22 protein-coding genes are annotated in these 25839 nt (G+C 44.9%); 12 read left to right on the top strand and 10 right to left on the bottom strand.

The genetic code is table 11. The features are described 5' to 3' along the window. Positions 1-8: 8 nt before the first annotated feature. Genes yidD through rpmH form a run of 3 tightly spaced genes read right to left on the bottom strand, consistent with a single transcriptional unit; the run spans position 9 to position 963 of the window. Positions 9-323 carry a membrane protein insertion efficiency factor YidD gene (gene yidD, locus AC5FX4_RS02575; RefSeq protein ID WP_493604956.1) on the bottom strand — a complete coding sequence of 105 codons (315 nt, stop codon included), beginning with the start codon at positions 321-323 and terminating at the stop codon, positions 9-11. A 37-nt stretch (positions 324-360) separates the two neighbouring features. Beyond that, positions 361-822 (bottom strand): ribonuclease P protein component, encoded by a 462-nt coding sequence (gene rnpA, locus AC5FX4_RS02570; RefSeq protein WP_493604955.1) that lies wholly within the window; start codon positions 820-822, stop codon positions 361-363. Between the two features lie 6 nt (positions 823-828). Continuing rightward, positions 829-963 carry a 50S ribosomal protein L34 gene (gene rpmH / locus AC5FX4_RS02565; protein WP_008488847.1) on the bottom strand — a complete coding sequence of 45 codons (135 nt, stop codon included), beginning with the start codon at positions 961-963 and terminating at the stop codon, positions 829-831. 559 nt (positions 964-1522) lie between these two features. Between rpmH and dnaA the strand changes: the two genes are divergently transcribed. The 7 genes from dnaA (at position 1523) to AC5FX4_RS02530 (ending at position 11292) form a co-directional block, all read left to right on the top strand. Next, positions 1523-2926, top strand: coding sequence for a chromosomal replication initiator protein DnaA (dnaA, locus tag AC5FX4_RS02560; RefSeq protein ID WP_493604954.1), 1404 nt, complete (start codon positions 1523-1525; stop codon positions 2924-2926). Positions 2927-2940: 14 nt separating this feature from the next. Next, positions 2941-4044 (top strand): DNA polymerase III subunit beta, encoded by a 1104-nt coding sequence (dnaN, locus tag AC5FX4_RS02555; RefSeq protein ID WP_493604953.1) that lies wholly within the window; start codon positions 2941-2943, stop codon positions 4042-4044. Between the two features lie 3 nt (positions 4045-4047). After that, positions 4048-5136: a DNA replication/repair protein RecF gene (gene recF / locus AC5FX4_RS02550; protein WP_493604952.1), complete on the top strand. Its 1089-nt coding sequence runs from the start codon at positions 4048-4050 to the stop codon at positions 5134-5136. 12 nt (positions 5137-5148) lie between these two features. Then, a complete protein-coding gene (gyrB, locus tag AC5FX4_RS02545; RefSeq protein ID WP_493604951.1) occupies positions 5149-7572 on the top strand; it encodes a DNA topoisomerase (ATP-hydrolyzing) subunit B in 2424 nt (807 codons plus the stop codon). Positions 7573-7751: 179 nt separating this feature from the next. Next, on the top strand, positions 7752-8651 hold the full coding sequence (gene glyQ / locus AC5FX4_RS02540; protein ID WP_493604950.1) for a glycine--tRNA ligase subunit alpha: 900 nt from the start codon (positions 7752-7754) through the stop codon (positions 8649-8651). Positions 8652-8653: 2 nt separating this feature from the next. After that, a complete protein-coding gene (gene glyS, locus AC5FX4_RS02535; protein WP_493604949.1) occupies positions 8654-10723 on the top strand; it encodes a glycine--tRNA ligase subunit beta in 2070 nt (689 codons plus the stop codon). A gap of 128 nt (positions 10724-10851) precedes the next feature. Then, entirely contained in the window at positions 10852-11292 is a 441-nt protein-coding gene (locus tag AC5FX4_RS02530; protein ID WP_493604948.1) for an early set domain-containing protein, read from the top strand. Between the two features lie 12 nt (positions 11293-11304). On the opposite strand, the gene tusA is transcribed toward AC5FX4_RS02530, so the two are convergent. The 3 genes from tusA to fadB form a co-directional block, all read right to left on the bottom strand. Then, positions 11305-11544, bottom strand: coding sequence for a sulfurtransferase TusA (gene tusA / locus AC5FX4_RS02525; protein WP_493604947.1), 240 nt, complete (start codon positions 11542-11544; stop codon positions 11305-11307). A gap of 182 nt (positions 11545-11726) precedes the next feature. Continuing rightward, entirely contained in the window at positions 11727-12896 is a 1170-nt protein-coding gene (gene fadA / locus AC5FX4_RS02520) for an acetyl-CoA C-acyltransferase FadA (RefSeq protein WP_493607758.1), read from the bottom strand. Positions 12897-12906: 10 nt separating this feature from the next. Beyond that, positions 12907-15069, bottom strand: coding sequence for a fatty acid oxidation complex subunit alpha FadB (gene fadB / locus AC5FX4_RS02515; RefSeq protein ID WP_493604946.1), 2163 nt, complete (start codon positions 15067-15069; stop codon positions 12907-12909). A gap of 274 nt (positions 15070-15343) precedes the next feature. On the opposite strand from fadB, the gene AC5FX4_RS02510 reads away from it, so the two are divergent. The 5 genes from AC5FX4_RS02510 to AC5FX4_RS02490 all read left to right on the top strand — a co-directional run bounded on the left by AC5FX4_RS02510 (position 15344) and on the right by AC5FX4_RS02490 (position 21653). Beyond that, positions 15344-17230, top strand: a complete 1887-nt coding sequence (locus AC5FX4_RS02510; RefSeq protein WP_493604945.1) for a transglycosylase SLT domain-containing protein — start codon at positions 15344-15346, stop codon at positions 17228-17230. A 125-nt stretch (positions 17231-17355) separates the two neighbouring features. Continuing rightward, complete coding sequence (gene pepQ / locus AC5FX4_RS02505) at positions 17356-18678, top strand: Xaa-Pro dipeptidase (protein ID WP_493604944.1); 1323 nt, start codon at positions 17356-17358, stop codon at positions 18676-18678. A 65-nt stretch (positions 18679-18743) separates the two neighbouring features. Beyond that, positions 18744-19358 carry a YigZ family protein gene (locus AC5FX4_RS02500; protein ID WP_493604943.1) on the top strand — a complete coding sequence of 205 codons (615 nt, stop codon included), beginning with the start codon at positions 18744-18746 and terminating at the stop codon, positions 19356-19358. A 49-nt stretch (positions 19359-19407) separates the two neighbouring features. Further along, positions 19408-20859 (top strand): TrkH family potassium uptake protein, encoded by a 1452-nt coding sequence (locus AC5FX4_RS02495; protein ID WP_493604942.1) that lies wholly within the window; start codon positions 19408-19410, stop codon positions 20857-20859. 116 nt (positions 20860-20975) lie between these two features. Further along, positions 20976-21653 carry a flagellar brake protein gene (locus AC5FX4_RS02490; RefSeq protein ID WP_493604941.1) on the top strand — a complete coding sequence of 226 codons (678 nt, stop codon included), beginning with the start codon at positions 20976-20978 and terminating at the stop codon, positions 21651-21653. Between the two features lies 1 nt (position 21654). On the opposite strand, the gene trkA is transcribed toward AC5FX4_RS02490, so the two are convergent. From trkA to def, 4 genes are read right to left on the bottom strand one after another with little or no spacing between them, the layout of a single operon-like run. Then, positions 21655-23031 carry a Trk system potassium transporter TrkA gene (gene trkA / locus AC5FX4_RS02485; RefSeq protein ID WP_476289913.1) on the bottom strand — a complete coding sequence of 459 codons (1377 nt, stop codon included), beginning with the start codon at positions 23029-23031 and terminating at the stop codon, positions 21655-21657. Positions 23032-23040: 9 nt separating this feature from the next. Then, positions 23041-24327, bottom strand: a complete 1287-nt coding sequence (gene rsmB / locus AC5FX4_RS02480) for a 16S rRNA (cytosine(967)-C(5))-methyltransferase RsmB (protein WP_493604940.1) — start codon at positions 24325-24327, stop codon at positions 23041-23043. Then, on the bottom strand, positions 24327-25274 hold the full coding sequence (gene fmt / locus AC5FX4_RS02475) for a methionyl-tRNA formyltransferase (RefSeq protein WP_493604939.1): 948 nt from the start codon (positions 25272-25274) through the stop codon (positions 24327-24329). The genes rsmB and fmt overlap by 1 nt, the downstream gene beginning before the upstream one ends. Positions 25275-25320: 46 nt before the next feature. After that, positions 25321-25827 (bottom strand): peptide deformylase, encoded by a 507-nt coding sequence (gene def / locus AC5FX4_RS02470; RefSeq protein ID WP_493604938.1) that lies wholly within the window; start codon positions 25825-25827, stop codon positions 25321-25323. Between the last annotated feature and the right edge of the window lie 12 nt (positions 25828-25839).

Below are 25839 nucleotides of genomic sequence, written 5' to 3'. Positions count from 1 at the left end.
AACAGCTCTTATTTCTCGTGTTGGTGTTTAACTTGGGTTGATTTATCAGGTACGGGATCATCCCCACCTGCGCTTAAAGGGTGACATTTTAATATGCGTTTTAGTGCGAACCAACTCCCTTTTAGCAATCCGTGGCAATTTATCGCCTCAATTGCATAATGGGAGCAAGTAGGATTAAAACGACAATGGGGGCCCAGCATTGGGCTGATAAAGCGTTGATAGCCTTTGATAACAGTAACGAATACTGCTTTTGGTAATGTACTTAAACGTAGATACCAAGGCCGGAACGCTTTATTGGTCATTGTCACACAAACTATGTTCAAAAGGTGAGCTAAAGATACCCTAAATCAGGTGCTAAAGCTATGAGCGGGGCGTATTATCACGTTTTTGCTCAGCCTTTACTGGAGACTTTTTTGGCTTAGCTTGATTGTTTGCGCGCTTTTTAAACGGTTTGGGTTTAGGTGCACCGGGTTTACAGCGTTCGTTAATTTTTCGCCATAATTTGTCGAGTTGCTTCGTGAGTTCTTCATTACTTTGCTGCGCAATGCCATCTTTAACCATTAATACAATATCAATGTTATCGAGTTTGTGTTGATTCAAACGGAAACTTTCGCGAGCAAGTCGTTTGATACGATTACGCTGACTGGCTAACTTACAGCGCTTTTTAGCCACAGTTAAACCGAGACGCGGACGTCCAACATCATTGGGTTTTGCAAGTAAAGTAAAGAAGGGGGTTGCTGCGCGAGCAGGCTCTTGAAATATTCTGGAGTAATGCGAGGGAGTTAACAGACGTAACTCCCTGCCAAAGCTAAAGCTTTCCACTAAATATTAAGCAGAAAGTACTTTACGGCCTTTAGCACGACGACGTGCTAGTACTTTACGGCCATTTGCAGTTGCCATGCGAGCACGGAAACCGTGAGTACGTTTGCGCTTTAATACGCTAGGTTGAAAAGTTCTTTTCATAACAATTCCATCCGATCGGTTAAGTTTAAAACATCCTATGCAGGTCGCGATCCTGGCACAGGTGCCATTGCGAGCGCGAGATAGTAATGCCGACAGGCCCTAAAGTCAATCATAATCTTACAGTGCTGGTGGTTTTTTATGCCAGCGGCCAAAATCAGCCTGCCAGTTAGGGTTGGCACTATTATATAGCAAGATCTTTCGATCAACCTAGTAGATCGAAAACGATCTGATCTGATTGAAGTTTTCCACAGGTGTTGGGTGAAATATGGCAAAAAGCTTTGGAAAACTAAAATAGATCGTAAAATAAGGATGAGATCTTGCTGCTTTTTTGCTATGATCTTACTCTTGGATCTAAAATAAAAATAGTTGAAAAACAACGTGTTGTATTTTTTTATCAACAAGATCCTCATTTTTAAAAAAGTCAATATTGAAGTTGTGGATAAGATCGCTTCATAATACTCGGCTTCCACGAATAATTTTATGATAATAAACGAAAATTCCCGTCTCTTTTTTCACCTCATTTGGTGACCGGGAATATTAACTGCTTTTGGAGTTCAGTGTGTATCTGTCGGTTTGGCAAAGTTGTTTATATGTATTGCAGGATGAATTGCCATCTCAGCAATTTAGCATGTGGGTGAGACCCCTTCAGGCAGAAAGTACCGAAGATACCTTAACTATTTACGCGCCTAATAGGTTTGTATTGGATTGGGTGAGAGAAAAGTACCTAAACCGGATTAATGAGTTACTCATAGAAATTTGTGGAGACGAGGCGCCCGAGCTTCGCTTTGACGTGGGTAGCAAGCCAATACTTGGCAATGCTGCGGCCACCGTTGTGGATAGGCCGGCAACTGCTGCCGCACCAATTCACAGTGAAGATAAAAGCAGTGCAACAAAAGCCACAGCACCATCGGAAAAAGTTGAGCCCGCACCTAAATCGGCTTATAAGCCGAATATCAAAGAAAATTATACTTTTGATAACTTTGTTGAGGGTAAATCAAACCAACTCGCAAAAGCGGCTGCAACGCAAGTTGCGGATAACCCGGGTTCGGCATTTAACCCCGTATTTATTTATGGTGGAACTGGCTTAGGTAAAACACACTTATTACATGCCGTCGGAAATGGTATTTTGGACAAGAAGCCAGATGCAAAAATAGTTTATATGCACTCTGAGCGTTTCGTTCAGGATATGGTTAAAGCACTGCAAAATAACGCGATTGAAGAATTCAAGCGTTACTATCGTAGCGTTGATGCTTTGATGATCGATGATATTCAATTTTTTGCTAACAAAGAGCGCTCACAAGAAGAGTTCTTCCATACCTTCAATGCATTGCTTGAAGGTAACCAACAAATCATTTTGACCTCAGACCGTTATCCAAAAGAAATTGAAGGCGTTGAAGACAGATTAAAATCTCGCTTCGGTTGGGGTTTAACCATTGCCATTGAGCCGCCTGAACTTGAAACTCGCGTCGCGATATTAATGAAGAAAGCACAGCAAAGTAATATTAATTTGCCCCATGAAGTTGCCTTTTTTATTGCTAAAAAATTGCGTTCGAATGTGCGTGAGCTAGAGGGGGCATTGAACCGCGTGATTGCGAATGCAAACTTCACTGGGCGACCTATTTCTATCGACTTCGTAAAAGAAGCACTGCGCGATTTGTTGGCGTTACAAGATAAACTGGTAACCATCGACAACATTCAGCGTACGGTGGCTGAATATTATCGTATTCGCGTTTCTGATTTATTATCTAAACGCCGTAGTCGCTCTGTGGCTCGACCGAGACAAGTCGCGATGGCGTTGTCAAAAGAATTAACTAACCATAGCTTGCCAGAAATTGGTGATGCGTTTGGTGGCAGGGACCATACCACGGTCTTACACGCATGTCGTAAAGTGAAGGCACTTCGTGATGAGTCTCACGAAGTAAAAGAAGATTATCAAAACCTGATCAGAACATTGTCATCTTAAGGGCTGTTTAAGTTATGCAAATTACAATTTCCAGAGAGCAATTTTTGAAGCCATTAATGCAGGTGTCGGGAGCGATTGAACGCAAACACACTTTGCCGATCCTTTCTAATGTGTTATTGGAAATAAAAGACGGCACTTTGGCTATGACAGGTACTGACCTTGAAATTGAACTCGTTGCTACAGTTGAATTGGATTCACCATCAGCGGATGCGAAAATTACATTGCCAGCAAAAAAACTGCTCGATATTTGTAAAAGCTTGCCCGATAGCAGTGAATTAAAGCTAGCGAGTCAAGAACACCAATTGCTGCTGACAAGTGGCAAAAGCCGTTTTTCTCTTACCACGTTGGCAGCAGAAGATTTCCCTAATCTCGAACAGTGGGATGGCGAAGTCGAGTTTCAATGCACACGTTTGGAGTTGAGAAAGTTGCTTGAGAGCACGCATTTTTCGATGGCAAACCAAGATGTACGTTATTATTTAAACGGCATGTCTTTTGAAGTTGATGCCAACGAAATTAAAACGGTTGCTACTGATGGACACCGCTTAGCCATAGCGCAAAAAACGTTAAGTAGCTCTGTGAATACTCAGCGTCAATTAATCATTCCTAGAAAAGGCGTGCAAGAAATCATGCGCCTATTGCCTGCGGATGATGAGCTTATCACCATTCAGTTCGGCGCTAACCATGTGCGTTTGATTGATTCTGAATTTATTTTTACCAGTAAGTTGGTCGACGGTCGTTTCCCTGATTATCGACGCGTATTGCCCAGAGGTGGTGACAAGCTGGTTCATGCTAATCGCGAATGGTTACGTAGTGCATTTCAACGGGTTTCTATTCTATCTAATGAAAAATTCCGTGGCGTACGATTAAACTTGTCTAATGGTATTTTGAAAATTAGCGCAAATAACCCGGAGCAAGAGCAGGCCGAGGAAGTGGTTGAAGTAGGCTATCAGGGAGATGATTTAGAGATCGGCTTTAATGTGTCTTATGTATTAGACGTATTGAATACGCTAAAAACAGAAGATGTTCAGTTTACTTTGCTCGACTCAAATAGCAGCGCGCTTATAGAGGGCGTTGGAGACGAAGAAGCCACTTATGTTGTGATGCCAATGCGTCTATAGTTTATGAGCTTGACCCATATAAGCCTCGGTGATTTTCGTAACATTGAGGCTCTATCGTTTCAGCCCAGTCCAGATATCAATATTATTTACGGGGCCAATGGTAGCGGTAAAACCTCACTGCTCGAAGCAATTTATTTTTTGTCTCATGGCAAATCCTTTCGCACCAATAAGCACAAAATTCTCATCCGACACGAACAAACGCGTTGCGTTGTTCACGCTAAAAAACAAATACATAACTTGTCTATACCGGTAGGTATTAGTAAAGATGTTCTGGGCGAAACTAAGCTCAAGATCCAAGGTCAAACGAGCCGAAAAATGTCTGAGCTCGCTCAGCTAATTCCCGTTCAGGTTATCACCCCTGAGAGTTACGAATTGTTCTTTGGTGGTCCAAAAGAGCGCCGCAAATTTTTAGATTTGGGTGTGTTCCACGTGGAACATGCGTTTTTTGATGCATGGCGTAATTTCAATAAAGTATTGAAGCAGCGTAATGCATTACTCAAATCTCGGCCCTCAAATTACGCAGAACAGGTGCAATTTTGGGACAAAGAATTTGTACGTCTAGCCGAACAAATAAATAATTACAGAAAAGCGTATATAAGTAGGTTTGAGGCGCTATTTTTTGATAAAATAGTATGTCAAATACCCATATTTTCTGGGCTTGAAATACGCTATGATGCTGGGTGGAAAGATTGTCTAGCAACGCAGCTAAAGCAGCAATTCGAGCGAGATGCAAAGCTTGGCTATACAAGTAAAGGCCCGCATAAAGCTGACTTTAGTTTTTATGTTCAAGGCCATGGCGTAGAGAATATATTATCTCGTGGTCAACTCAAGTTACTTTTATATGCACTGAAAGTTGCACAAAATAGCTTGATCGAATTCGAGACAGATAAGCAATCAATATTGCTTATAGATGATTTACCTTCAGAGTTAGGTGAAGAGACAATGCAGAGTGTTTCTGCTTTGTTGGCGCAATGTCAGTCACAACTGTTCATTACGGCAATCACCGCTGAAAGTATTTCTGCCGTGGTGGAACCAATGCAAAGAGCATGTAGTATGTTCCACGTGAAACATGGCAGCTTAATAACAAAATAATTGGAAGAAACCATGTCTGAAAATTACGATTCGTCCAGTATTAAAGTACTGAAAGGATTGGATGCGGTAAGAAAGCGTCCAGGAATGTATATAGGGGATACTGATGATGGGACAGGTCTACATCATATGGTATTCGAGGTTGTAGATAACTCAATTGACGAAGCGCTGGCGGGTCACTGTGACGATATATACGTGACCATCCATACCGACGGTTCGGTCTCTGTTCGAGATAATGGCCGTGGTATTCCGACTTCTATACACGAAGAAGAAGGCGTGTCTGCTGCAGAAGTTATCATGACAGTTCTACACGCGGGCGGTAAGTTTGATGACAACTCATATAAAGTATCTGGTGGTCTACACGGTGTAGGTGTTTCTGTTGTAAACGCACTTTCTGAAAAACTACAATTAACAATTCGCCGTGAAGGCAAAGTGCATCAGCAAAAATATACCATGGGTGTACCGGATGAACCGTTGGCAGAGATTGGTGAATCAGATACAACTGGGACTGAATTACGCTTCTGGCCAAGTAGCGAGACTTTCTCAGACATAAACTTCCACTACGATATTCTAGCTAAACGACTACGTGAACTTTCATTCCTTAACTCGGGTGTGAGTATCATTTTAGTTGATGAGCGAGAAGAGAATAAAAAAGACCACTTTAAGTACGAAGGTGGTATTCAAGCATTTGTTGAGTACTTGAACCGCAAGAAAACACCAGTTCATCAAAGTGTTTTCCACTTCACGACTGAACGCGAAGATGGCATCAGTGTTGAAGTTTCAATGCAATGGAATGACGGTTTCCAAGAAAACATATACTGTTTTACCAATAACATTCCACAGCGAGATGGTGGTACTCACTTAGCTGGTTTCCGTGCGGCTCTAACACGTACTTTGAACAACTACATGGAAAAAGAGGGCTTTAACAAAAAAGCCAAAACTACCAGTAATGCTACGGGCGATGATGCGCGTGAAGGTCTAACAGCAGTTGTTAGCGTGAAAGTACCTGATCCAAAATTCTCGTCTCAGACCAAAGATAAATTGGTATCAAGCGAAGTTAAATCTGCGGTTGAGCAGGCAATGGCGGAAAAACTGAGTGAGTTTTTATTAGAGCACCCAGCAGATGCCAAGACGGTTGTTGGCAAAATCATAGATGCAGCGCGTGCACGAGAAGCTGCTCGTAAAGCACGTGAAATGACGCGTCGTAAAGGCGCGATGGATTTAGCCGGTTTACCGGGTAAATTGGCCGACTGCCAAGAGCGTGACCCCGCACTTTCTGAACTATACATAGTGGAGGGTGACTCTGCGGGTGGTTCTGCAAAGCAGGGCCGTAACCGTAAGAACCAAGCAATTTTGCCACTGAAAGGTAAAATCCTAAACGTAGAAAAAGCACGCTTTGACAAAATGTTGTCTTCACAAGAAGTTGCTACGTTAATTACTGCGCTAGGGTGTGGCATTGGCCGTGACGAATATGACCCAGAGAAGTTGCGTTATCACCGTATCATTATCATGACCGATGCTGACGTCGATGGTTCTCACATTCGTACGCTACTGTTAACTTTCTTCTATCGTCAAATGCCAGAAATCATTGAGCGTGGCTATGTTTATATCGCACAGCCTCCTTTATACAAAGTGAAAAAGGGTAAGCAGGAACAGTACATCAAAGACGATGCAGCGTTAACTATATACCTAACTTCACTTGCATTGAATGGTGCGGCACTTTACCCAAGTGAAGGTGCAACACCGGTCGAAGGGCAAGATTTAGAAAATATCGTAAATGATTACCAAAGTACGGTGAAAATTATCGAGCGACTAAATCGTAAATTCCCTGCGTCTGTAACCAATCGTCTTATCTATCAAGCAGAGTTAATTGAGGCAGATTTAAGTGATCAAGCAAAGGTAACGGCTTGGACTGAAGCGCTTGTGAAAGACCTTATCGATTGTGACGAAGATGCAACTATTTTCAGCTCTGAAGTAAGCTATGACGACGAGCGTCATATGTACTACCCAGTCGTGAAGATCCGTCAACACGGCGTAGATAAGGCGTATACGCTCGACTATAACTTTGTCACGTCAAAAGACTATGTGCGTATTGCACATACAGGCAAGCAAATTAGCACGCTTATCCAAAAGGGTGGTTATATTCAGCGTGGCGAGAAGACGCAACCAGTTGATAGCTTTGTAGAAGCATTGGATTGGTTGATTGGTGAGTCTAAGCGTGGCTTGTATACACAACGTTATAAAGGACTGGGTGAGATGAACCCAAATCAACTTTGGGAAACAACCATGGACCCAGCAGCACGTCGTATGTTACGAGTGACTATTGAAGATGCCATTGCAGCAGACCAATTGTTTGCAACGCTTATGGGCGACCAAGTTGAACCACGCCGTGAGTTCATCGAAACTAACGCATTACGAGTCGTTAACTTAGACGTTTAATGATTTACGCAATGCCGAAAAAAAGCAGCCAAATGGCTGCTTTTTTGCATTTTAACGCTTAAAACGTGACCCAGCTCGCGGTATACTGAGCGTAATTTTCAATCATCAAACCTTGGCTGTCGCAGTAAAATAAGGCATGCTTCAAGGCAGATAAGATCCTAATTATAAATAAGCCAACTATGCAAAAATATGACGTTAAAACCTTTCAGGGGTTGATCCTGGCTTTACAGGACTACTGGGCTCAGCAGGGGTGTGTAATCGCACAGCCACTTGATATGGAAGTTGGTGCGGGGACATTCCACCCGTTGACTTTCTTAAAGTCGATTGGCCCTGAGCCAATGTCGAGCGCCTACGTGCAACCGTGTCGTCGTCCAACAGATGGTCGTTACGGTGAAAACCCTAACCGTTTACAACACTATTATCAATTCCAAGTAGTGCTTAAGCCATCTCCAGATAATATTCAGGAACTTTATCTTGGCTCACTCGCCGCAATGGGTATTGATACGCTAACGCACGAAGTACGCTTTGTAGAAGACAACTGGGAATCACCAACGTTAGGTGCGTGGGGACTTGGTTGGGAAGTATGGCTTAACGGCATGGAAGTAACTCAGTTTACCTACTTTCAGCAGGTTGGTGGCTTAGAATGTTCACCAGTAACCGGCGAAATTACCTATGGCTTAGAGCGCTTAGCCATGTATATACAAGGTGTGGATAGCATCTATGACCTGGTATGGACGGATGGACCAATGGGTAAAGTGACATACGGCGATGTATTCCATCAAAACGAAGTGGAACAATCGACTTACAACTTTGAACACGCCAATGTGGATGCACTCTTTGCACAATTTGATCAGTGTGAAAAAGAAAGTGAAAAGCTTATTGAAGCAGGCTTACCTTTACCAGCGTACGAGCAAGTAATGAAAGCATCTCATGCATTTAACTTGTTAGACGCGCGCCATGCGATCTCTGTAACTGAGCGTCAGCGTTATATTCTGCGCGTTCGTGCGTTATCAAAGGCGTGTGCGCAAGCTTATTATGATGCGCGTGAAGCGCTTGGTTTCCCGCTTTGTAAGGATTAAGCATGTTGACTGACAATCTATTAGTAGAAATTGGTACAGAAGAATTACCACCAAAAGCACTGCGTAAACTTGCAGAAGCGTTTTGTGAAAACATGGCGGCAGAATTAGCTGCACTTGAATTAGGCTATCAAACCATTGACTGGTATGCCTCTCCTCGTCGTCTTGGTTTAAAAGTGACTGCGCTAGAAACGCAGCAGCAAGACAAGGTTGTGGAAAAGCGTGGTCCTGCGACTAAGGCTGCATTCGACGCCGATGGCAACCCGACAAAAGCGGCACAAGGTTGGGCGCGCGGTTGCGGTATTGAAGTAAGCGAAGCACAAACGATTGAAACGGATAAAGGCGCATGGCTCATGCACCGCGCGACCGTGAAAGGTCAGCAAACGGTTGAGCTGTTAGCTGATGTCATCAATAAGTCGCTGGCTAAATTACCAATTCCTAAGCCAATGCGTTGGGGCGCTTACAAGACTCAGTTCATTCGTCCTGTACATACCGTAGCGGCGCTACTGGGTAGTACACAAGTGCACGGTGAAGTACTGGGTAAACAAATCAGCAATGAATTACAAGGCCATCGTTTTCATCATCCTGAGCGTGTGACAGTTAAGCATGCAGATGAAGTATTTGATGTACTCAAAGGCGCTTATGTTGTTGCAGATTACCAAACGCGTAAAGAGATGATCCGTGCACAAATAGAAGCGGCGGCAGCAGCGGTCAATGCTAAAGTGGCAATGGATGAAGATTTACTAGAAGAAGTTACATCATTGGTAGAGTGGCCAGTAACACTGACGGCCTCGTTTGAAGAAGCATTCTTGGCTGTACCTGCTGAAGCGCTGATCTACACCATGAAGGATGACCAAAAATACTTTCCGTTGCTTGATAATGACGGCAAGCTCATTAATAAGTTCTTGTTTGTATCAAACATCGAAAGTAAAGACCCAAGTGTGGTTATTTCGGGTAACGAAAAAGTAGTACGTCCACGCTTAGCCGATGCACAGTTCTTCTTTGAAACCGACAAGAAGAAAACATTAGAGAGCCGTTTAGCATCGCTTGATACGGTGCTGTTCCAAAAGCAATTAGGCACGCTGAAAGATAAGTCTGAACGTATTTCTGCATTAGCGGGTTACATTGCCGAGCAAGTGGGGGCTGACAAAGCACTAGCAGAGCGCGCGGGTTTATTAAGTAAAACAGACTTGATGAGTGAAATGGTGATGGAATTTACCGACGTACAGGGTGTAATGGGTATGCATTACGCACGTATTGACGGTGAAGCCGAAGAAGTCGCATTGGCACAAAACGAGCAATATATGCCGCGTTTTGCAGGCGATGAGTTACCTTCAAACCCAATCAGCTATGCCGTTGCACTGGCGGATAAGTTCGATACCTTGGTGGGTATTTTTGGTATTGGCCAAGCGCCAAAAGGCGACAAAGACCCATTTGCATTACGCCGAGCAGCGATTGGTGCATTGCGCATCATGGTAGAAAAAGAGCTGGCGCTAGATATCAATGAAGTGGTTGCTAAAGCACAAGCCTTGTTCGGCGACAAATTAAGTAATGACAAGGTTGCTGAAGATGTTCTTGAATTTATGCTGGGTCGATTCCGCGCATGGTATCAAGATGAAGGGATCAGCGTTGATGTGATTCAAGCGGTACTTGCACGCCGTCCTACTGCTCCAGTTGATTTTGACCGTCGCGTTAAAGCGGTAAGTCACTTCCGCACGTTGGCTGAAGCGGATGCGTTGGCGGCGGCAAACAAGCGTGTAAATAACATTCTTGCTAAGAATAATGTGACCAGCGATGCCAAGGTGAATGACGCGCTATTAGTGGAAGCTGCTGAAAAAGTACTTGCAGAGCAGGTTGCTGCACTGTCAGCTGAACTTGCACCAATTTACCAGCAAGGTGACTATCAACAAGCTTTAACGCGCTTAGCAAGTTTACGCGAAGCCGTTGATAATTTCTTCGATAACGTGATGGTGATGGCGGATGACGAAGCGGTAAAACAAAACCGTTTAGCCCTGCTTAGCCAACTAAGCCGTTTGTTCTTAAATACGGCTGATATTTCTGTACTGCAGAACTAATCGTTATGATGTTTTAAAAGCCAGCAATTGTGCTGGCTTTTTTATTGTCAGTTAAAATAATAAGCGCTTATAAAGTAAGCAAGTGTTCACTTAAAAAGTTTAAGATGAAAGAATTTGTGGGAGCACAAATGAGGAAAATTACAACTTTGGCCATGGCTTTGCTGCTATCTGCTTGCTCTAGCCAAGTGCAATTAAGTCATGAAAATGGGCAATTGACCATCGTCAATACGTTGGACAGAGCAATGTATCTACGCGGTGATTTTACACTATGGGATGCAGAGCCTCATTATCTCTTAAAAGAAACTCAGCTCGGGGTTTATACCGTTAAGGCAAAATTTATGACGCCGGGTAAGGTGTATGAATTTAAATTGGCGGATGCTGATTGGAGCCAAGGTTACAACTGCGGTTACAAGGTACAAGGGTCATTGACGTTGAACAAGCCAACATTGGCGGATTGTAATACGGTCTATAACTACTTCAGCTTTATGCCAGACAAAAAGGGCTGGTATACGATCACCTTTGATTACACCGACGGCAGTGCACCGACTGTGATGATCAGTCGTAGTTAGGTCAACTAAGGCCTAACGGCCTTTTTTTACCACATATCGAAAAGGTACTTGTTCGGTATCTTGGGCGATTAATGTATGGTCCATAAATTCACAGAAGCTTGGAATGTCTCGTGTTGTTGATGGGTCATCCGCTAGGATCAATAAAGTTTCGCCATCATTCATTTTACGCACCATGCCACGGATCATCATGACGGGTTCAGGGCAGCGCAGTCCTACCGCATCAAGCGTATGATCGGGATTCGAAAATGGCATAGGCTAACTCACTTACATCTAGCTAAAATTATTGGGCTGCTATTTTAACCATAGTAAAGTGACAAATAAACTAAACAGCGGCGATATGACAAGAAAAAAGGCAAAGTAGATAAACTACTTTGCCTTTGTCACCAAGTTGAATTGAAATAGCCAAGCTGACAACTTACTTGGCTCAGGGATGATTAACGCTCGACTCGTTCGAATACGGTCGCGATACCTTGTCCTAATCCGATACACATGGTTGCTAAGCCATATTTGGCATTTTTATCTTCCATAATATGGATTAACGACGTACTGATACGCGCACCTGAACAACCTAGTGGGTGACCGAGTGCAATCGCACCACCGTTTAGGTTCACTTTCTCGTCTGCTACTTCCAGCAGGCCTAAGTCTTTAAGTACAGGTAATGATTGTGCTGCGAATGCTTCGTTAAGCTCCGCTACATCGATATCTTCAATGGTGATACCGGCTTGTTGCAGTGCTTTTTTACTCGCCGGAACAGGACCGTAACCCATGATGGATGGATCGCAGCCTGCAACCGCCATTGCCTTAATGCGCGCGCGAATAGGTAAACCTAGTTCTTTTGCTTTGCTTTCACTCATAACCAGCATGGCTGACGCACCGTCAGATAATGCAGAAGAAGTACCCGCTGTCACAGTACCCGATGCCGGGTTAAATACAGGACGTAACTGGCTTAAGCCTTCAACCGTTGTTTCTGGACGAATAACTTCATCATGCTCAACTAAGACTGGAATGCCATCATCGTCATGGCCTTCCATTGGTAAAATTTCACGTGCGAAACGACCCTCGACCGTCGCAGCGTGCGCACGTTGGTGTGAGCGATAAGCGAATTGGTCTTGCTGCTCACGGCTAATGCCGTGAATGCTTGCTAGGTACTCAGCCGTTAAACCCATTGAACCAGACGCTTGTGCAATTGACGTTGATAGACCAGGGTGGAAGTCAACGCCATGGGTCATAGGTACGTGACCCATGTGCTCAACACCGCCAATTAAGTAGGTATCGCCAGCACCGGTCATGATGGCGCGTGCCGCATCATGAAGCGCTTGCATTGATGAGCCACATAAGCGGTTCACAGTGACAGCCGGTACGGTATGAGGAATACCTGCAAGGAGTGCCGCGTTACGAGCAACGTTAAAACCTTGTTCTAATGTTTGCTGCACACAACCCCAATAAATGTCGTCGATAGACGCAGGGTCAACACTTGGGTTGCGATCCAAAATACCTTTCATTAGGTGCGCGCTTAAGTCTTCCGCACGGCGATGCTTGAATACACCATTCTTTGAACGGCCCATAGGGGTGCGAAGACAATCGACGATAACAGCTTGTTGCATTGTTGACATGTTACTGGCCCTCCACTGAATAGAACACTTTACCTTCGTTTGCCCAAGCGCGTGTTTGCTCAGACACTTGGTAAATGGCACCTAGGTGTGCATATTTGTCTGCCATAGCGACGAAGTTTGCCAGACCAATTTGGTCAAGGTAGCGGAATGCACCGCCTCTAAATGGAGGGAAACCGATGCCGTAAATCAACGCCATGTCCGCTTCTTGCGCTGATGCCACGATGCCTTCTTGTAAACAAAGCAGTACTTCGTTCAGCATAGGTACCATACAGCGCTCTATGATGGTTTGCTTATCGAATTGGGTGCTTGGTGCACAAATGCTACTGAGCAGTTCAACTGATGCCGCATCTTTGGATTTCTTCAAGCGACCTTTGCGATCGGGGGCATACTGATAAAAACCTTGTTTGTTCTTTTGACCAAATCGCTCTGCAGCGGCTAGTACAGCAACAGGGTCTTTTTCTTGGCGAGCCATACGCTCAGGGAAGCCATCTGCCATCACACCAGTACAATGGTTTGCGGTATCAATACCGACCACATCAAGGAGGTAAGCAGGACCCATCGGCCAACCGAAGATGTTTTCCATGACTTTGTCGATTAGTGTGAAGTCAGCGCCTTCAACAACCATTTGGCTGAAGCCCGCGAAGTAAGGGAACAGCACTCGGTTCACGAAAAAGCCCGGGCAATCATTGACAACGATAGGCGATTTACCCAGCTTTAATGCGTAATCTACAACGGCATTGATGGTGTCTTCAGACGTCTGCTCACCACGGATGATCTCAACTAATGGCATTTTTGGTACAGGGTTAAAAAAGTGCATACCACAGAAGTTTTCTGGGTGCTTTAGCGCTGATGCCAGTTCGTCAATACGAATGGTTGAGGTGTTAGAAGTTAACACGGTTCCTGCTGGTAGTTGTGCTTCTAATGCAGAAAGTACCGCTTGTTTCACCTTTGGATTTTCAACAACCGCTTCAACTATGATGTCGGCATGTTCTAAATCGCGCTCTTCCAAGGTAGGCTTGATTTTACCTAGGGTAGCAACCATTTTATCCATGGCCATGTGACCACGTTGCACTTTCTTACCAAGAATGGTCGCCGCTTCATTCATACCTAAGTCAAGGGCTGATTGATTGATGTCTTTCATCACAATCGGTGTGCCTTTGTAGGCAGATTGGTAGGCAATACCGCCACCCATGATACCCGCACCCAGTACCGCAGCTTGTTTGATCTCAAGTTTTGAGGCTTTCGCTTGCTTTTTGGCAACGCCTTTAATGTATTGATCCGCTAGGAAGATGCCAGTTTGCGCTGCGGCTTCATTGGTTTTAGCTAACTTTGCAAAGTTGGCATTTTCAATGGCCATGGCTTCAGCACGACCTAAACCTGCCGCTGCCTTAATAGTTTTAACTGCCATTAATGGCGCAGGGTAATGACCTTTTGTTTGGCCCAGTACCATGCCTTCCGCCATCGCAAAGCTCATGCCTTGCTCTGTGCGGTTCATTTTCAATGGTTCAAGTTTCACTTGGCGTTTTGCGCGCCAATCAAGCTTACCAGCAATCGCTTGCTCTAGTACGCGAATGGCCGCATCAAATAATTTTTCCGGTGCAACCACGCCATCGACCACACCCACTTTAAGAGCATCGTTAGCGCGATTCTCTTTACCTGTGCTGATCCACGTCATGGCATTGTCAGCGCCGATTAAGCGAGGAAGACGTACGGTACCACCAAAGCCTGGCATGATGCCGAGTTTTACCTCAGGTAAGCCAATTTTTGCTGTGCTGCTCGCTAAACGGTAATCGGTGGCGAGTAACCACTCGCAGCCGCCACCTAATGCTAATCCGTGGATTGCAGAAGCGGTCGGGAAAGGTAAATCTTCAATGGCATCAAATACGTCAGTGGCATCTTTGATCCAGCCGACAAGTTCTTCTTCTGGGCGCTGGAAGGTAGGTAAAAATTCAAAGATGTCAGCACCAATAATGAAGTGGTCTTTATCACTGGTGAATACCATCGCGTCAATATCGCCGCGTTGGCTTAATTCTTGGAATGCTTGAGCGCATTCTTTTAGGGTTTGCTGAGATAGTTTGTTAACCGAACCCGGCATACAAAATTTGAATTCAGCAATCTTGCCTTTGCAAAAATCAACAACAAAGGACTCGCTCTTGTATAACATGCTTGTTCTCCCGTGTATTTACACTGGTACGATGAGTTGCTATTTCACCCAGTTTGGCCGCTTTAAATGAAAATTGCAATGAAAAATTTACTCAGTGTTTACCCACACCTTAAAAAGCGTGTGCTTTGATGTTATGGTGACTGAGTCTCGTTTTAAGCACTTACAGCCTAGTCAGGATTTTCTGGCTTTGCTCTATAAGTTGGGTTGCGAAGATGAATAAAGTAAGCCTGTATTCTTCGCGCGTTTTTAAAGACAATTTATTAAACAGGTGAATATGAAGTCATGGATCTTATCGGTTGTTGCGACTGGCTTGGGGATCACCAGCTGGTTTTCACTGGGGAGCGACGATCATGAAGCATTTAAGCAGGCTGAGCGCATAGCGTGGTCTGGTAATTACCAAGCATACACGGAGGCAGTTGGTGCATTAGATCATCCGCTAAAGCCGTACGTTGAAATGGCGTTTTATGAACGCCATCCGCGCATGAAGTACCATCAAGAAATCGCCCATTTTTTAAGTGTGTATCAAAGCACACCACTCGAATGGCCTGTTAGAGAAAGCTGGCTGAAACATTTAAAGCGCAGTAATAAGAAGGCGCTGTTTGTGGAATATTACCGTGATACCACAGATGCGAATTTGCAGTGCACTTACTTGCAGTATCAACTCGATTTAGGCGCACCGAAAAAAGCAATTTTAGATCAGGTGAGTGACCTCTGGACAGTGGGAAAATCACAGCCCAAGGCCTGTGATCGCTTATTCACAACATGGCAAAAAGCGGGTTATTTAACGCAAAAACAGATTTGGAAGCGTATTACTTCTGCCGCGCAAGGTGGTCAAGTGTCGCTACTTCGCTACCTAAAAACACTGCTGCCCGACAACGAAGCGTATTTAGCAGATCTTTATACCACGGTTAGGCGTGACCCAAGTGCAGCAGCTGGACTGTATCGCTATAAAAAACGCAGTAAAAAAGAAGCTGAGATTGCCGTTTATGGTATGCGCAGATTGATTTGGCGAGACCAAAAATTGGCGTTACGCGCGTGGGATAAACTGCAAAGAATGTTCGAATTTAGCGAGCAGCAAAAGGATAGTGTCGCGTATCGGTTTGCCTTGGCGTTGGCATCTAAAGGCCATCCGCAAGCACGCTTTTGGCTCAATAAGGTGCCGGTTGAAAAACAAGACAGCAAACTGCGTCAATGGTTAATGAGCAATATGCTCAAAGAACAAGACTGGTCAGGCATTGCGGCCTTGTTTACCGGGGTTGATAATCTTAGCCATGGTCAAAAATATTGGTTGGCATACAGTTACGCACAACGTGGGCAAACCACCCGAGCTGAACAATTATGGCAAAACATTGCATCAGAGCGTGATTACTACGGGTTTCTTGCTGCAGGGCGTTTAGGCTTAGATATCTCTCTCAATAACAAATCATTGGATGTCCCTCCAAGTTTATTGGCCAAAGTCTCTCAAGCACCTGGTTTTAAACGTGCCAAAGCGCTCTATGAGCTAGAACGCTATACCCAAGCAAGACGTGAATGGAATTATCTGACCAATACCTCGAGTGTTGCGGAGAAATTAGCGGCTTCCATGTTGGCTTCTGAGTTAGATTGGTACGACAGCACCATTTATACACTGGCAGAGATCAAAGCGTGGGATTATGTAGACCTGCGTTTTCCTATGGCCTTTGAGGAACTGTTTAACCGCTATAGCAAGCGTAATCATATCGATGTGGCATGGAGCATTGCGATTGCCCGTCGAGAAAGTTCTTTTGCGCCCGATGCGCGTTCTCATGCGAATGCCTACGGCCTGATGCAATTACTGCCTAGTACCGCGCGTTATGTCAGCAAACAAAGCGTCTCTAAGCGTAACTTACTTCAGCCAGCGACCAATATCAGGATGGGGACCGATTACTTGGAATATCTGAAAAAGAAGAACAATGGCAACGAAATATTAGCCACCGCGTCTTACAATGCTGGTTATCATCGGATTAAAAAATGGCTACCCAAGGAGGCCATGCCCGCAGAATTGTGGATTGAACTTATTCCTTATCGAGAAACGCGTGATTACGTCAAAAACGTGTTTGCATATCGACAGGTTTACCATACTCGATTGGGCAGAGAGGGAAATGTGTTAGCGCCAATACTGGAGATGCAAATTGGTGGCTAAACGTACCTGTATTAGAAAGTGCACAGCTTGACGACCTTACAAATGGCAATCTGGCGACTTCGCTGGATTGCTTTTCTGGGCATGTGTTAGACTCAAAATCATCACTACTAACAAAACGGTTAACCATGGAACAATTAGCACAATATTACGCTGAGCACATTGCTACGTTGCAGCAGCGCACAAAAACTATTCTCGAAAGAGAAGGGTTAGAAGGTCTGGTGATCCATTCTGGTCAGGCGAAACGTCAATTTTTGGATGATATGTATTATCCATTCAAGGTCAACCCACAGTTTAAAGCTTGGTTGCCAGTGATTGATAACCCGCATTGTTGGTTAGTGGTCAATGGAGTTGATAAGCCTAAATTGGTGTTTTATCGCCCGGTTGATTTTTGGCATAAAGTGCCCGATGTCCCGAGTGATTTTTGGGCGGATTATTTTGATATTGAGTTACTGGTTCAGCCAGACCAAGTAGAAAAGTTTTTACCTTACGATAAAGCCAACTTTGCTTATATCGGCGAATATTTGGAAGTGGCGCAAGCACTGGGCTTTTCGTTGATGAACCCAGAAACGGTGATGAACTACTTGCACTATCACCGTGCTTACAAAACCCAATACGAATTAAGCTGTTTACGCGAAGCCAACCGGTTGGCGGTATTAGGTCATAAAGCAGCGCGTGATACTTTTTATGCCGGTGGTTCAGAGTTTGCTATCCAACAAGCTTATTTATCGGCGTGTCAGCACATGGAAAACGATACCCCGTATGGCAACATTGTGGCGTTGAATGAGAACTGCGCGATTTTGCATTACACACACTTTGAACGCCAAGCACCTAAGCTGCACCGCTCATTTTTGATTGATGCTGGTGCTAACTTTAACGGTTACGCGTCAGATATCACTCGTACTTATGATTTTGCGAAGCAAGGTGAGTTTGCTGAGTTGGTGAAAGTCATGAACGATCACCAAATTCAATTAGGCAAATCGCTGAGCCCTGGCAAGTTGTATGGTGAATTGCATATGGATTGTCACGCACGCATTGCGCAGGTGTTGGCTGATTTTGCTATCGTCAAACTCTCAGCAGAAGATACACTTGCCAAAGGCATCACAGCGACTTTCTTCCCACATGGATTAGGTCACCACCTTGGATTGCAAGTGCATGATATGGGTGGCTTTATGGCTGACGAGCTGGGTACGCATCAAGCGCCACCTGAGGGTCATCCATTCTTGCGTTGTACGCGTAGAATTGAGGCAAAGCAAGTGTTCACCATTGAGCCTGGATTGTACTTTATCGACTCCTTGCTAGGCGACCTAGTACAAACCGACAATAAGCAATATATCAATTGGGAAAAGGTTGAGCAGTTTAAGCCTTATGGTGGTATTCGCATCGAAGATAATATTATCGTGCATGACGATAGACTCGAAAATATGACCCGTGATTTAGACTTAGACTAATTACTCGTTGTATTATGGAAGGGAGCAGATGGCTCCCTTTTTTGTTTTAAGGCGTTTATATTTCCATGTCTGAATACTCTATACCCAGCGACTCGTTGAGTTATCACGAAGAAATTAAAAAAAGCACCTTTATTGTGCATCTTGCGCATACGCCAACGGTTGAGGATGCTAAAGCATTCATCAAACAGATAAATGAACAATATCCCGATGCCAGACATAACTGTTGGGCACATGTGGCCGGTCAACCGGGGGGCAGTCATGTTTACGGGTTTTCCGATGATGGTGAGCCAAATGGTACCGCAGGAAAGCCAATGTTGAATGTACTGATTGGCTCGGGGTTAGGGGAGATCACGGCGGTAACCACCCGTTATTTTGGCGGTATTAAGCTCGGTACTGGCGGTTTGGTGAGAGCCTATGGGGGGACACTGAATAACGCGTTGGCACAATTACAGACGAGTATTAAAATCCCGTCAGTGATATTAGTTGGACAGTCTGATTATGGTTTACAGGGAATTATCGAGCAGTATCTTAATACACACTTTACGGTGCTAGCAGTCGATAAACAATATGGCGCTGCGATCGATTGGCAAATAGAAATTGACCATCGTGAGGCGAAAAATGCCTGCCAAGAAATTTATGATTTGAGCCATGGTGTGGTTGAGTTAAAAATCAAAGCATAAGACAATCAACATTCTATAATTTCAAATAACTGACATAGCGAAACGCAGCATGCAATTTCGTACCATAATAAAAATACTTGGCCAGTTGGTGGCTTTATTCAGCCTGACCATGGTGCCGCCTGCATTGGTCTCCCTCATTTATCGAGATGGTGGTGGTGTGCCATTCGTGCTCGCGTTTGTGTTTAGTATCGTTATCGGACTCATTGCGTACTATCCAAACCGTAAAGAAAACGGTGACTTAAAAGCCCGTGAAGGCTTTTTGATCGTGGTGTTATTCTGGCTGGTGCTAGGTTCTTTCGCATCCGTACCACTGATTTTCTTACAATCTCCCAATCTGTCTCTGGCCGATGCCGTGTTTGAAGCTTTCTCAGGGCTGACCACAACAGGGGCAACGGTGTTGACCGGTATTGAATATTTACCAAAGTCGGTGTTGTTTTATCGTCAGCAATTGCAATGGCTGGGCGGCATGGGGATCATTGTATTGGCGGTCGCAGTACTGCCTATGCTAGGGGTTGGTGGCATGCAGCTATATCGTGCCGAAACGCCGGGGCCAGTGAAAGATTCAAAAATGACGCCGCGTATCGCGGATACTGCAAAGCATCTTTGGTATATCTACGTATCACTGACCGCCGCATGCACCATTTCTTATTGGTTCGCTGGTATGGGCTGGTTTGATGCCATTTGCCATGCTTTTTCGACGATTGCGATAGGGGGGTTCTCAACCTATGATGCGTCGATGGGTCATTTCGATAGCCCAATGATCAACTTTATTTGTGTGTTGTTTTTGCTCATTGCTGGGGTTAACTTCTCACTACATTATGCGGCGGTTGCTAGTCGCAGCGTGCGCTCCTATTTGCGTGACCCAGAATTTAAAGTGTTTTTGTTGATCCAGTTAGCTTTGGTCGTTATTTGTTTTGCTGTTTTATCTTCCAATAAAATATATGCCAATGGGGATGAAACCTTAGATCAAGCGCTGTTTCAGGCGGTTTCAATTAGTACGACGGCAGGCTTTGCGACAGACAATTTTTCTGCTTGGCCATTGTTCTTACCCATTTTGCTAATCTTTTCTAGCTTTATTGGTGGTTGCGCAGGTTCCACAGGTGGAGGCATGAAGGTCGTGCGTGTCTTCTTACTTTACTTACAAGGGGTTCGAGAGCTAAACCGTTTAGTGCACCCCCGTGCTATTTATTCTATCAAGCTCGGGCGCAAAGCATTGCCCGATAAAGTAGTTGAAGCGGTCTGGGGGTTTTTCTCGGCGTATGCGCTGGTATTTGTGATCATCATGATAGCGCTGCTTGGAACGGGCCTCGATAACATCAGTGCTTTTTCGGCAACCGCAGCGTGTTTAAACAACTTAGGCCCTGGACTTGGCGCCGTGGCAGCGCACTATGGCGACATTAGTGACACGGCTAAATGGATATTAACGCTTGCCATGGTATTTGGCCGCTTAGAAATATTTACTTTACTGGTATTATTTACGCCCACATTTTGGCGTGGCTAAGGCGCGTGAAAGTGTGAAAAGGGAACTCATGTGTTCCCTTTTTTTATATGCGTTATACCAACCTAAGCGGAACTGTTGTAAGCTTTGTTAATTCATAGGATGTACTTGGATTGACGATGTTTAAAAGTAAGTCCACCCGAGGCTGTAAAAAGATAGAGTTGATCTCGGTTGGTAATATGATCGACTTGGAAATTCTTATGGCTGCCAATTCCAAACGGGTGAAAACGGAATTTATAGGCTATCTGAAAGGGCATTATCTGATCATTAATTATCCCAATCAAAAAGTGCTTGGCAAGGCGGCCGAACACATTAAAGAAGGGGCGACGGTCGTGATAAGAGCGGTGGCTGATCATAGTGATGGCCAAATTATTGCGTTTAAAACGGATATTAAAGCCATTTCATATACACCCAGCAAATTAATCTTTTTGTATTTACCTAAAGAAATACAAAGTCATAGCTTACGCTCTCACGTGCGTGTACCCACGCTTATTCCTGCTAAGTTGATGACCAAACGTTCTACCTGTAATGGGGTTATCAAGGATATCTCACGCAGTGGCGTGCAATTTAGCATGCTCGAATCTGAGGTTGATTTACCCGTTCATGACAAGTCTTGTCATGTGGTCATAGAAGGTAAAAATAAAAAGCCAATAGAATTGAAAGGCGAGGTGTGCAGTATGACGCATCAAGATGAGCTGGCGATGATAGGTATTAAGTTACTATCTGAAGAAACGCAAATCGAAGCGCTGTTGCAAGAGTATCTCATTGACTTAACAGCGCTGCATAACCAGCAGTAAACTAAACGAACAGCGCACTTACCTGGAATAGTTTTTCCACCACGCTGATCTGTCGCTTATCAATAAGGAACATGATCACGTGGTCGCCGGATAGTATGGTGGTGTCGTCGTGGGCGATCAGTACTTCATCATCACGCACGATAGCACCTATGGTAGTACCGATAGGCAGCTTAATTTCACCAATGGTGCGACCTACGACTTTTGAGGTGTTTTCATCACCATGCGCCACCGCTTCGATGGCTTCCGCAGCGCCTTTGCGTAATGAGTAAACGTTCACAATATCGCCGCGTCGTACGTGGGTCAGCAAAGCTGAAATGGTGGCTTGCTGTGGTGAAATGGCAATATCTATCTCTCCACCCTGAACTAAGTCGACATAGGCGCCACGTTGGATCAGTACCATGGTTTTTTGCGCGCCCATGCGTTTGGCGAGCATGGCGGCCATGATATTCGCTTCATCATCGTTGGTGACGGCAATGAATACATCGACTTGCTCAATATGCTCTTCGGATAACAGCTCTTGATCGGATGCGTCTCCACAAAAGACTACGGTGTTATCAAGCATTTCTGACAGCTCTGTCGCGCGCTGTTGATTGCGTTCAATCAATTTCACGCTGTGATTACTTTCCAGTGATCGTGCCAAGCCTGCACCAATGTTACCACCACCGGCTATCATAATTTTACGATAAGAACGTTCGAGTTTTTGCAGCTCATTCATAACCGCGCGAATATGTTTGGTGGCGGCGATAAAAAAGATTTCGTCATCCGCTTCAATAACGGTAGTGCCCAGAGGCTTGATGGCCTTGCCTTGGCGGTAAATGGCGGCCACACGAGTATCCACATTCGGGATGTGTTCTTTCAACGCAGATAGCGCATAACCCACCAGTAAACCACCGTAGTAAGCTTTTACAGCAACCAAAGACAGCATACCATCGGCGAACTGTAATACCTGCAATGCGCCGGGGTAATCAATTAAACGACGGATATACTTGGTGACCAGTTGTTCCGGTGCGATATAGTGGTCGACTGGTAAGTCGTCGTTTTGAAATAACTTTTCTTTGTATTTTAAGTATTGCTCGGAACGAATACGGGCAATCTTGGTGGGGGTGTTAAAAATACTATAAGCCACTTGGCAGGCGATCATATTGACCTCGTCAGAGCTGGTGACGGCAATGATCATATCAGCATCTTCGGCGCCGGCTTGACGCAGCACATCGGGGTGAGCGCTATGGCCATTTACGCCTTGCAGGTCATATTTATCTTGTAGTTCACGTAGTCGATCCGCGTCAATATCAACGACGGTGATCTCGTTTTGTTCACCAACCAAGTTTTCTGCTAACGTACCACCGACTTGTCCGGCGCCTAAGATGATGATTTTCATAATGGTAGCTTATTGTTTTTTGGTTATTTTTGCGTAATAAAAACCGTCACTGTTACCCGGTAACAACTGTAAGCCAGGCGATGATTCAGTATCGTTATCATGTAATGGCTGATGTAGCGCATCCTGAGTGCGAGATAAAAAGCTCGCTACTTGCTCTTTGTTTTCCGCAGGCAAAACAGAGCAGGTGGCATAAACCAGCGTACCACCGGGCTTAAGCAGCGGCCAGATGTTGTCTAAAATTTGCTTTTGTAAAGCGGCAAGGTCGTCAATGTCGCTATTGCGGCGCAGCCACTTAATATCTGGATGGCGGCGAATTACGCCTGTAGCAGAGCAAGGTACATCTAGCAAGATCCGGTCATACTGTTGCCCATCCCACCACGCTTCTGGCGCGGAGGCATCAGCATGAATACAGTTTGCGCGCAGTGCCAATCTACTCAGATTTTCTTGCACCCTTAGTAACCGCTCACTATCTGCATCTAGTGCATCAACGTTGGCATTTGCGAGTTCAAGAATATGGCAGGTTTTACCACCCGGTGCGGCGCACGCATCTAAAATACGTTCACCATCTTGAGGCGCAAGGTAGCGAGCTGCTAATTGTGCGGCGGCATCTTGTACGGAACATGCACCTTCTCTGAATCCCGGCAATGCATAAACATCACAAGGTTTTTGCAAAATAATACCGTCGGTAAACGTGCTATCTAGATCGTGAGCGATCCCTGCTTCAGCCAGTAATTCGCTATATTCGGCAACGGTGTAATGAGCACGATTAACACGCAACCACATAGGCGCTTGCTCTTGGTTTGCATGTAAAATTGCTTGCCATTGCTCAGGGTACGCCGCTTGTACTTTCTTTATAAACCAACCTGGGTGATTGTACTCACATACAGGGATGCGGCTGGCACTGTCTTCAAGCTCGTTAAATTGGCGTTGGAAGGTGCGCAAAATTGCATTGACTAACCCTTTTAAGCCCGGTGCACGCATGCTTTGCAGCGCATTCACGGTTTCTGCAACGGCTGCGTGTTCAGGAGTTCGCATATACTGCAGTTGGTACATGCCAACATATAGCAAAAACTGAAAAACACGGCGTTTGCCTTTTAACGGTTGCTCCAAAAGCTGCTGGCAGTAATGTTCCAGTGTTGGCAAGTAGCGCAGAACACCGTAGCAAATTTGTTGTAATAGCGCTTTATCTTTTGGGCCGAGCTTTTGCGCGGCTCTAGGTAGTAAAGCACTTAACGATTGTCCTTTATCGACAACTTGAAATAAGGTTTCTGCGGCGAGTGCGCGAACATTGGCCATTATTGGTGACCTACCTTAGAGCCAGTCTCAACCCAATCAGCACGACCATTTAAAAAGTCTTGTGCTGTCATGGGCTTTTTACCTTGTGGTTGCAGTAAAGTAATATTTAAAGCCTGTTCGCCACAGGCGATCACGATGCCGCTTTTATCGCTGCTAAGCACAGTGCCAGGTTCACCTTGATACTCAACAACCGTCGCTTGCCAAACTTTGACGGTTTGCTGTTGCATTTGCGTGAAACACACGGGCCATGGGTTAAATGCGCGAATATTCAGAGCGATTTGTTTGGCGCTCATAGTCCAATCAATGTCAGCTTCTTCTTTGCGTAGTTTCTTAGCGTAATTGGCTTGCGCATCATCTTGTTTGGTCGCAACGGCAGTGCCATTGCTAAGCTGTTCAAGTGTATTGAGCAAAGCGACCGGACCAAGCTCGGCCAGTTTATCATATAAGCTGGCGCTAGTGTCTTGCTCGGTGATAGGGCACGTTGCAATATGTAACATATCGCCCGTGTCTAACCCTTCATCCATTTGCATTATGGTCACACCCGTTTGTGCGTCACCGGCCCATAATGCGCGCTGAATTGGCGCAGCGCCTCTCCAACGAGGTAGGATCGAACCATGTACGTTTAAACAGCCCAGTTTTGGCGTGTCTAAGATTGTTTTTGGTAATAATACGCCATAGGCCACTACGACCATCACATCAGCATTAAGCTCAGCAAGTTGTGCCTGTGCCTCGGCCGTTTTTAATGATTCTGGCTGATAGACTGGTAAATCATGCTCAAGGGCTAAGGTTTTCACCTCGCTCGCTTTAAGTTTTTTACCGCGTCCAGCGGGTTTGTCTGGTGTGCTATATACACCGACAACGTCATGATGTGAGTTGATAAGTGCGTGTAAGTGGCGGGCCGCAAAATCGGGCGTACCTGCAAAAACAATACGTAATGGCTTGGTCACTGAGCTATCCAAAGTAAATTAATAAGAGTGGGTGAGTGTGGCAAGATTAGCGAGCTGCTAACTTTGCTTCTTTTTCCAGTTTCTTGCGAATACGCTGACGCTTTAGAGGCGACAAGTAATCGATAAATAACTTACCCATTAAGTGATCAAGTTCGTGTTGTGTACAAATTGCCAATAAGCCATCTGCATCAAAGCTATATTCTTCGCCTTGCTCATTCAGGGCTTTCACGGTAATTTCTTCCGCTCTATCTACTTTTGCCCATGAATGAGGCACTGATAAACAACCTTCTTCACTGGTCGTAGAGCCTGATTTGGTGGTGATTTCAGGGTTGATCAATACCAGTGGCTCGTTGCGTTCTTCTGATACGTCGATAACCACGATGCGTTGGTGAATGTTGACCTGAGTTGCCGCAAGGCCAATGCCATTTTCGTCATACATGGTTTCTAACATGTCTTTAACGATTTGACGTACTTCGTCGTTCACTTCAGTGACGGGTTTTGCAACTGTGCGTAGTCTTTCATCGGGAAATCTAAGTACTTCTAACTTTGCCATGTTTACCTTTTA

The sequence above is a fragment of the Pseudoalteromonas sp. ATL1 genome, from assembly GCF_058933015.1.
The sequence above is the reverse complement of the archived record's forward strand: the minus strand, read 5'-3'. Positions and strand labels throughout refer to the sequence as shown.